At 44.4% G+C, this 9006-nt stretch carries 8 protein-coding genes; 1 reads left to right on the top strand and 7 read right to left on the bottom strand.

Features of this window, described 5'->3' with window-relative positions:
* Positions 1–2 precede the first annotated feature (2 nt).
* The 3 genes from ybeY to miaB all read right to left on the bottom strand — a co-directional run bounded on the left by ybeY (position 3) and on the right by miaB (position 3106).
* Positions 3–467 carry an rRNA maturation RNase YbeY gene (gene ybeY, locus APB76_RS13770; RefSeq protein ID WP_049845435.1) on the bottom strand — a complete coding sequence of 155 codons (465 nt, stop codon included), beginning with the start codon at positions 465–467 and terminating at the stop codon, positions 3–5.
* On the bottom strand, positions 464–1573 hold the full coding sequence (locus APB76_RS13775) for a PhoH family protein (protein ID WP_049845436.1): 1110 nt from the start codon (positions 1571–1573) through the stop codon (positions 464–466). The genes ybeY and APB76_RS13775 overlap by 4 nt, the downstream gene beginning before the upstream one ends.
* A gap of 108 nt (positions 1574–1681) precedes the next feature.
* Positions 1682–3106, bottom strand: coding sequence for a tRNA (N6-isopentenyl adenosine(37)-C2)-methylthiotransferase MiaB (miaB, locus tag APB76_RS13780; protein ID WP_054963252.1), 1425 nt, complete (start codon positions 3104–3106; stop codon positions 1682–1684).
* Between the two features lie 287 nt (positions 3107–3393).
* Between miaB and APB76_RS13785 the strand changes: the two genes are divergently transcribed.
* Positions 3394–4572, top strand: a complete 1179-nt coding sequence (locus APB76_RS13785; RefSeq protein ID WP_054963253.1) for a 2-octaprenyl-3-methyl-6-methoxy-1,4-benzoquinol hydroxylase — start codon at positions 3394–3396, stop codon at positions 4570–4572.
* Positions 4573–4635: 63 nt separating this feature from the next.
* Here the strand turns inward: APB76_RS13785 and crr are convergent, their stop codons facing one another.
* The 4 genes from crr to cysK form a co-directional block, all read right to left on the bottom strand.
* On the bottom strand, positions 4636–5145 hold the full coding sequence (gene crr, locus APB76_RS13790; RefSeq protein WP_054963254.1) for a PTS glucose transporter subunit IIA: 510 nt from the start codon (positions 5143–5145) through the stop codon (positions 4636–4638).
* Between the two features lie 104 nt (positions 5146–5249).
* Complete coding sequence (gene ptsI, locus APB76_RS13795; protein ID WP_049845440.1) at positions 5250–6974, bottom strand: phosphoenolpyruvate-protein phosphotransferase PtsI; 1725 nt, start codon at positions 6972–6974, stop codon at positions 5250–5252.
* Positions 6975–7112: 138 nt separating this feature from the next.
* Positions 7113–7370, bottom strand: a complete 258-nt coding sequence (locus APB76_RS13800; RefSeq protein ID WP_004415108.1) for an HPr family phosphocarrier protein — start codon at positions 7368–7370, stop codon at positions 7113–7115.
* Positions 7371–7670: 300 nt separating this feature from the next.
* Positions 7671–8639 (bottom strand): cysteine synthase A, encoded by a 969-nt coding sequence (gene cysK, locus APB76_RS13805; RefSeq protein WP_054963255.1) that lies wholly within the window; start codon positions 8637–8639, stop codon positions 7671–7673.
* Positions 8640–9006: the final 367 nt, after the last annotated feature.

Genomic DNA, 9006 nt, shown 5'->3' on the forward strand with positions numbered 1-9006 from the left:
TTTTACTCTTTCTCATCAATGTATGGGTCTTTGAATCCCATACTTTGCATGATTTCTGTTTCGAGTGACTCCATCTCTTCAGCTTCGTCATCATCGATATGATCATAACCTAGCAGATGCAGGCTGCCATGTACAACCATATGCGCCCAGTGAGCCATTAGAGGTTTGTTTTGCTCGATGGCCTCACGTTCAACAACTTGGCGGCAGATGATGAGATCACCCAATAAATCCATCTCAATGCCCGGAGGCGCTTCAAACGGAAAAGAAAGCACATTGGTTGGCTTGTCTTTGCCACGATAGTCATGGTTAAGCTGGTGGCTTTCTTGTTCATCCACTAAACGAACCGTTACTTCGGCCTGCGGTTGAAAGCTTGTCACAGCGGAGCTTAACCAGAGATGAATATCATCAAAACTTGGTAAGCCATTTTCATCTTCGACCGCTAATTGTAGATCTAGTTCGATACTCATGACTTACCTTCTGCCGTATCTGCCTGTACTTTTTTTGAAAGCTCAGCTTTAGCGGTTTCAATCAGTTGTGCTTCGCGTTCCTCGCGACGTTTCTTGTCAAGCTCTTTACGTTCTTTCTGATCTTTCGCTTCCCACTGCTCATAAGCATTAACGATACGCGCGACCACAGGGTGGCGAACAACGTCGTCCGATTGGAAGAAGTTAAAGCTGATATCATCAACCTCGCTCAATACCTCAATGGCATGACGCAAACCCGATTTAGCACCGCGAGGTAAATCAATCTGAGTAATGTCACCAGTAATCACCGCACGAGAGTTAAAGCCGATACGTGTTAAGAACATCTTCATCTGTTCTACAGTGGTGTTTTGGCTTTCATCTAAGATGATGAATGCGTCGTTTAGTGTACGACCACGCATATAAGCTAAAGGTGCAACTTCAATCACGTTACGTTCGATCAGTTTTTCAACCTTCTCGAAGCCGAGCATTTCGAACAGGGCATCATAGAGAGGACGAAGGTATGGGTCGACTTTTTGGCTTAAGTCACCTGGTAGGAAGCCTAGCTTCTCACCTGCTTCAACTGCTGGACGAGTGAGTAAAATACGGCGAATTTCTTGACGTTCTAAAGCATCTACAGCCGCAGCAACCGCTAGGTAAGTTTTACCGGTACCTGCTGGACCAATACCGAAAGAAATGTCATGGGTAACCATGTTCATTAAGTATTGACCTTGGTTTGGCGTACGCGGTTTGATGACGCCTTTCTTCGTCTTAATGAATACTTCTTTGCCGTGCTCGAAGCTCGCTTCTAGATCTTGCTCTAGTACACCTGTCTCTTTGATCGCAAGGTGGATCTCGTCTGGTTCAACATCAGGAATGTTGCCGCGAACAGGTGCCGTATTGACGTAAAGTGTTTTAATGATTTCAAGCGCTGCAGCACTGGTATGTGGCTTACCTACGATGGTAAAGAAGTTACCACGGTAGCTGATTTCAACGCCTAAGCGACGCTCTAAGTGCTTGATATTATCGTCGAAAGGACCGCAAAGGCTGGCTAGACGGCGATTGTCAGAAGGTTCTAGATTGATTTCTAGAGTTACAATTTTATTGCTCAAAGTTGCCTCTCAAAGTGTGCCATTCTAAAAAAGCCCGATTTAGACCGGGCTTCTAATGGCGATCGTTACCTATCTCTAAGATGGTAACTTATACAGCGATTTTCAAGCTTAAGGCGTAAAGGTTGCTACACCTAGCTCATCTTCGCGCTTAGTTTTAGCCATCATCTGAGTTGGAGAGATAACTGTGCGAAGGTCCATGTCTTTTTCGGTGCGAACCAGTTCACCACGTAAAGAGTTAGCAAATACGTCAGTGATCTTCACATCAACGAACTGACCGATTAGGTCTGCACTGCCTTCAAAGTTCACCACGCGGTTGTTTTCTGTACGTGCGCGAAGCTCCATCAGATTCTTTTTCGATGGGCCTTCAACAAGAACGCGCTGCTCGGTATCTAGCATTAGACGTGAGTAACGCATTGCTTGAGCATTGACTGTTTGTTGCAGTTCGTATAGACGTTCTTTCTTCTCTTGCTCTGGTACGTCACATGGGTAGTCCGCTGCTGGAGTACCTGGACGAGGAGAGAAGATAAAGCTGAAGCTCATATCGAAATCAACGTCTTTGATTAGCTTCATAGTGTCTTGGTGATCTTTTGTTGATTCACCAGGGAAGCCAACAATGAAGTCAGAACTGATTTGAATATCAGGACGAGCTTTACGTAGCTTACGAATGATCGACTTGTATTCGATTGCTGTATGAGGGCGCTTCATCATAGTTAGGATACGGTCACTACCACTTTGTACTGGTAGGTGCAGGAAGCTTACTAGCTCTGGGGTATCTTCATATACTGCGATGATGTCGTCAGTGAACTCTAATGGGTGGCTTGTGGTAAAGCGAATACGGTCGATACCATCGATAGAAGCAACAAGACGAAGCAGTTCTGCAAAAGAACAGATATCACCTTCGTGTGTTGGACCACGGTATGCGTTTACGTTTTGACCTAGCAGGTTTACTTCACGCACGCCTTGATCAGCAAGCTGTGCGATTTCGAATAGCACATCATCCATCGGGCGGCTAACTTCTTCACCGCGAGTGTACGGAACAACGCAGTATGTACAGTACTTAGAACAACCTTCCATAATTGAAACGAATGCAGTTGCACCTTCAGCGCGCGGCTCAGGTAAACGGTCAAACTTTTCAATCTCAGGGAAAGAAATATCCATCACTGGCGCTTCGTCTGACTGAGACTGCTTGATCATCTCAGGTAGACGGTGCAATGTTTGTGGGCCAAAGATAACGTCAACAAAAGGTGCGCGTTCACGAATGTGGTCGCCTTCTTGGGTTGCAACACAGCCACCTACACCAATAACAACACCTTCTTTCTTATCTTTTAGTGTTTTCCAACGACCAAGCTGGTGGAATACCTTCTCTTGTGCTTTTTCACGGATAGAGCAGGTATTAAGAAGTAGTACATCTGCCTCTTTTGGATCTTCTGTTAGCTCGTAGCCGTTAGCTGCGTTCAGTAGATCGGCCATTTTAGATGAATCGTATTCGTTCATCTGGCAGCCCCAGGTTTTAATTAGCAGTTTCTTACTCATTATGTTCGCTCGATCGTTAGTTTAAATTAAGGGAGCAAATCGCCCAGTGTTACTTAAGGTCATCGATAGAATGTAATGTGTGATGACCTGATTTTCTGCTCACATAGCAGAGAGCGGCGTATTGTACTGCTTTAAAAACCGACTGACTAGTGTTGCTGTACAATCTATTCAAAGCGTTATTAAGCAAGGGATTTGCCCATAGAGTACTTGAGGTTTTTGGTTACATTTAAGTAATGAAAACGTACAATAAAAAACAGTCAATGAATCAATCAATTGAAGTGTAAATTATGACCAAGTTTGATGTTGCAGTGATTGGTGGCGGTATGGTCGGTGCGGCTACTGCTATTGGGTTTGCTAAGCAGGGTAGGAAAGTAGCTATTGTTGAGGGCTATGCGCCGATAGCTTTTTCTCCAGAGCAGACAATGGATATTCGGGTCTCAGCAATCTCTGAGCATTCAGTAGCATTACTCGACAGTCTCGGCGCTTGGGACAAGATTAAGCAGATGCGCGTTTGTCCATATCGCCGCTTAGAGACTTGGGAGTACCCTGAGTGCCGCACTCGCTTCCATTCTGATGCTTTAGAAATGCAACAACTTGGTTATATCGTTGAAAATCGACTGATTCAACTTGGTTTGTGGCAACAATTGGAACAGTTTGAAAGCATTAGTTTCTACTGTCCTGACAAATTGAAAGTCATCGAGTTTGATGATGTAAACCGAGTGGTTTTAGATTCTGGAGAAAACTTTGAGGCCGAGCTGGTGGTAGGGGCTGACGGGGCAAATTCAAAAGTACGCGAGTTAGCCGGCATCGGTATTACTGCTTGGGATTACAGGCAGCACTGCATGCTGATCAATGTCCAGACCGAGCTTCCTCAGCAAGATATTACTTGGCAACAGTTTACACCAAGTGGACCTCGTTCATTTCTGCCTTTAGCTTCATTAGATTCTCAATCTGAAGGCACAGGGCAGGGTTCGTTAGTATGGTACGACAGTCCTAAGCGTATTAAGCAACTTTGTGCGATGACCCCAGATCAGCTCAGGCAAGAAGTATTAATCCATTTTCCTGCTGAACTGGGCGACATTAAAGTGCTTCAGTTTGATTCATTCCCTCTTACGCGTCGTCATGCTCAAGCGTATTCCAGCAAGAAGTGTGTTCTGGTTGGCGATTCGGCCCACACTATTAATCCCTTAGCCGGACAAGGCGTGAATCTAGGCTTTAAAGATGTAGAAGTTTTGCTTGCGGCTAGTCAAGGTCAGACATCACTTGATGAGCCTGTACTGAAACACTATGAGCGTAAACGTCGACCAGATAATTTATTAATGCAGTCGGGAATGGATATTTTCTATAAAGGTTTTAGCAACGATATTGGCCCACTAAAACTGATGCGTAATGCGGCGTTGAAAATTGCTGAAAATAGCGGTGGTTTGAAAACTCAGGTACTTAAATATGCCTTGGGTTTGAAGTAGCCTAGCTTGAAAAACAAAAAACGCAGCCATTGGCTGCGTTTTTTACACAATGCTAAGTAGAAATTACTTAGTCACGCGTAGTACTGGTGTTTCACCAACAGTTACAGAACCAGCAAGCTTGTTTAGCTCTTTGATTTCGTCCATGTTAGAGATAACAACAGGAGTAAGAGTAGACTTTGCTTTCTCTTCTAGTAGAGTTAGGTCGAACTCGATGATAGTGTCGCCAGCTTTAACAGATTGACCTTCTTCAGCGATGCGCTTGAAGCCTTCGCCTTTTAGTTCAACAGTGTCGATACCGAAGTGAACGAAGAGTTCAACACCATCGTCAGACTCGATAGAGAATGCGTGATTAGTTTCGAAAATCTTACCGATAGTACCGTTTACAGGAGCTACCATCTTGTTGCCAGCAGGCTTGATAGCGATACCGTCACCAACAATTTTCTCAGCGAAAACAACATCTGGCACGTCTTCGATATTTACGATTTCACCAGATAGAGGCGCGATAATTTCGATTGCGCCTGCTTCTGCGCTGTCGTCAGATACTAGCTTCTTAAGTTTGTCAAACAGACCCATTGTGTCATGCTCCTAACGTTTTATTTAATTCTGTCGAATTATAGTATACCAATCTCAGAAAATAGACGACAGTTTTTGCCGCCTATCTCATTGGAATTAGCTGATTATTGAGTTTTCTCTGCGATGAATTTTTCTACAACCGCTTCAATTTCTGCAGCCGTTGGTAGTGAAAGCGCTTCTTCAGCCATCGCTTTTACTTCAGCGAAGTTAGAGTTACGGATGACTTTTTTCACTTTCGGGATTGAGATGCCGCTCATAGAGAACTCATCTAGTCCCATGCCTAGTAGAAGTAGAGTAGCTCGCTCGTCGCCTGCTAGCTCACCACACATTCCCGTCCATTTACCTTCAGCGTGAGACGCGTCGATAACTTGCTTGATGACGGTCAGTACTGCTGGTGATAGAGGGTTGTATAGATGAGAGATCATCTCGTTACCACGGTCTACTGCTAGCGTGTACTGAGTTAGGTCGTTAGTACCAATAGAGAAGAAAGCAACTTCCTTCGCTAGGTGGTGCGCGATAGCCGCTGCCGCTGGAGTTTCTACCATTACACCAATTTCGATTTCTTCATCGAAAGCGTGGCCTTCAGCGCGAAGCTCCGCTTTGTACTCTTCGATTGCTTTCTTAAGCTCACGAATTTCTTCTACAGAGATAATCATAGGGAACATGATACGTAGCTTACCGTGTGCAGATGCACGTAGAATACCACGTAGCTGGTCACGAAGAATTTCGCGACGGTCTAAACTGATACGTACTGCGCGCCAGCCTAGGAACGGGTTCATCTCTTGTGGTAGATCCATGTATGGAAGATCTTTATCACCACCGATGTCCATAGTACGGATGATAACAGACTCGCCGTTCATTGCTTCTGCAACTTCTTTGTACGCTTGGTATTGCTCTTCTTCAGTTGGTAGAGCATCGCGGTCCATAAATAGGAATTCAGTACGGTACAGACCCACACCTTCACCACCGTTGCGGATGATACCGTCACAGTCTTTCACTGTACCGATGTTACCGCAAACTTCGACGCGGTGGCCGTCAGTGGTTTCTGCGTGTAGATCTTTAAGCTTAGCTAGCTCTTCTTTTTCAGCGATAAATGCTGCTTTAACAGCCTTAGCTTCTGCTAGCTCACCTTCAGATGGGTTAACAACGACTTTGTTGTTCATCGCGTCAAGAATTAGCATATCGCCATTCTTAACTTGTTTAGTGATGTCGTTAGTACCCACGATAGCTGGAAGCTCAAGTGAGCGAGCCATGATAGAGGTGTGAGATGTACGACCACCGATGTCACAAGCAAAACCAAGAACGTAGTCTAGGTTGATCTGTGCTGTTTCAGATGGTGTCAGGTCGTACGCAACTAGGATAACTTCTTCATCAATGTCGCTAAGCGAAACGATGTTGATACCTAGTGCATTTTTAACAAAACGTGTACCGATATCACGGATATCTGTTGCACGTTCTTTTAGATATTCGTCGTCTAGAGACTCTAGAGCAGATGCTTGTTCTTCGATAACAGTGTGAATAGCGTTATCAGCGTGCATCTTATCGTTTTTGATTAGCGCTAGGATTTCTTCCTCTAGCTCTTCGTCTTCAAGAAGCATGATGTGACCTTCAAAGATCGCTTCTTTTTCTTCACCGAAGGTTTCAAGTGCTTTCTGTTTGACAGTTTCTAGTTGAGCAGATGATTTGTTACGCGCGTCGAAGAAACGTGCAACTTCTGCTTCTACTTGATCATCAGAAATAGTGTGTGTGTTTAGGACAATTTCATCTTCTTGAAGTAGTAGTGCTTTACCGATAGCAATACCAGGAGATGCTAGGATGCCTGAAATCATAGCCTTACCTTAAATTGGTCAACTTTTAAAACGGGAGAATAATGAGTGCGCTAACGAATAGTTGTAGCTTATATTTGGGCCTATTTCCAACAAAGCCATTTTGTTTTCACAAAATGGCTTTGAAAATAGGAGACCGGATTAGTGTAGTTGATCCATTAGAGCAACTAGGTGGTCAACAGCTTGTTGAGCTTGTGGGCCCTCAGCTGAGATAGAAACTACTGTACCTTTAACTAGGCCAAGAGTTTGTAGCTTGAAAAGGCTCTTTGCGCTAGCGCTTTTACCGTTAGAAGTCACAGTGATGTCCGCGTCGAATGCTTTAGCTTCTTTAACGAACTGTGCAGCTGGACGAGTGTGAAGGCCATTTTCTGCAGTGATTTCAACTTGCTTCTCGTACATGTTATATACCCCAATTGATTTATATTTTGATAGTTTCTTAACCAGATTTAGCTTAACCGTAATTATAGTCTTCTGCTAGGTGCAGAACGTTCATTTCGTGTCAGAACTGATACTGGTTGTAAATTTAACAATCGCGCCGTCAGTCTTTGCTGTTGTTCGCCATTGATAGAAATTCTCATCTAGCCTTTTATTTTGATGCTAGAAATAAAACAGCCCCGATATTACCAAAGGTGAGGCAGGGATCAACAAAAAAGCCCCTGAACGGGGCTTTTTTAGACGAAAATTTGATTTGACCACATATTACTGTTGGTTCTCTTTCTCGGTAAAGATGCCCGCAAATAGGGCTGTACTTAGGTAGCGTTCACCTGAGCTAGGAAGAACCGTAACAATTGTTTTTCCTGCAAATTCAGGTAGTTCCGCTAGTCGATTGGCAGCTACAACTGCTGCACCTGATGAAATTCCGGCTAGGATGCCTTCTTCTTCCATTAGGCGACGAGCCATTGCAATCGCTTCTTCAGAAGTTACCGCTTCTACGCGGTCGACAAGCTCTAAATCAAGGTTACCTGGGATAAATCCAGCACCGATACCTTGGATTTTGTGTGGTGCAGGTTTAATTTCATCACCTGCTAGCGCTTGTGCAATGACTGGCGATTCAGCGGGTTCTACCGCAACTGATACAATGTTTTTACCTTTTTCACCTTTGATGTAACGGCTTGTACCTGTGATAGTACCGCCCGTTCCCACACCAGCTACGAATACATCAACTTCACCGTCTGTTGCATCCCAAATCTCAGGACCTGTAGTTTTTTCGTGAATCTGTGGGTTAGCAGGGTTATTGAACTGTTGTAGCAATAGGTATTTGTCTGGGTTGGCTGCAGCAATTTCTTCGGCTTTTGCAATTGCCCCATTCATACCTTTCGCCGCTTCTGTTAGCTCTAGGTTTGCTCCTAGTGCTTTAAGAAGTTTACGGCGCTCAAGGCTCATTGACTCAGGCATTGTAAGCGTTAGTTTATAACCACGTGCCGCTGCAACAAAAGCAAGTGCCACACCTGTGTTACCACTTGTCGGTTCTACAAGCTCTACGCCCGGCTTAAGAGTGCCAGCTTTCTCCGCTTCCCAAATCATATTGGCACCGATACGACATTTAACGCTGAAGCTAGGGTTACGTGCTTCTACCTTAGCGAGTACTTTTCCGTTACTTACTTTGTTTAGACGTACAAGAGGTGTGTTACCAATAGTTTGAGAGTTGTCTTCGTAGATTTTGCTCATGGTGTGATCCTTCATCTCTGTTTCAGTCTAATTAAAAGCCGTGTTTCAAATAGACGCAGTTCTAGTGAATTAGTTTGTAGGGTAGAGATTAGGATAGGTTAAAAAACGAGAAAAGGATTAAATAGTTATATGATATGAAAGGGTGGTTACTGGGAACGGACTTCGTCCTTCGAGATGCGAGTAGGGAATCTCCATCCGCTCGTGAATCGCTATAAGAGATCCCCAACTCACTCATCCTTCGTTCTTGAGGATGACAGAATTAACCTATCGAAATAAAAGGGTTGATACTAAGTACCAACCCTCCAAGAATTTCTCGCTTCTCGCTTCTCGCTTCTCGCTTCTCGCTTCTCGCTTCTCGCTTCTCGCT

This window comes from Vibrio bivalvicida (genome assembly GCF_001399455.2).
Lineage (GTDB): Bacteria > Pseudomonadota > Gammaproteobacteria > Enterobacterales > Vibrionaceae > Vibrio > Vibrio bivalvicida.

Coding starts and splice junctions, on each gene's coding strand:
- ybeY (WP_049845435.1), bottom strand. CDS start 467: ATGAGTATCGAACTAGATCTACAATTAGCGGTCGAAGATGAAAATGGC.
- miaB (WP_054963252.1), bottom strand. CDS start 3,106: ATGAGTAAGAAACTGCTAATTAAAACCTGGGGCTGCCAGATGAACGAA.
- APB76_RS13785 (WP_054963253.1), top strand. CDS start 3,394: ATGACCAAGTTTGATGTTGCAGTGATTGGTGGCGGTATGGTCGGTGCG.
- crr (WP_054963254.1), bottom strand. CDS start 5,145: ATGGGTCTGTTTGACAAACTTAAGAAGCTAGTATCTGACGACAGCGCA.
- ptsI (WP_049845440.1), bottom strand. CDS start 6,974: ATGATTTCAGGCATCCTAGCATCTCCTGGTATTGCTATCGGTAAAGCA.
- APB76_RS13800 (WP_004415108.1), bottom strand. CDS start 7,370: ATGTACGAGAAGCAAGTTGAAATCACTGCAGAAAATGGCCTTCACACT.
- cysK (WP_054963255.1), bottom strand. CDS start 8,639: ATGAGCAAAATCTACGAAGACAACTCTCAAACTATTGGTAACACACCT.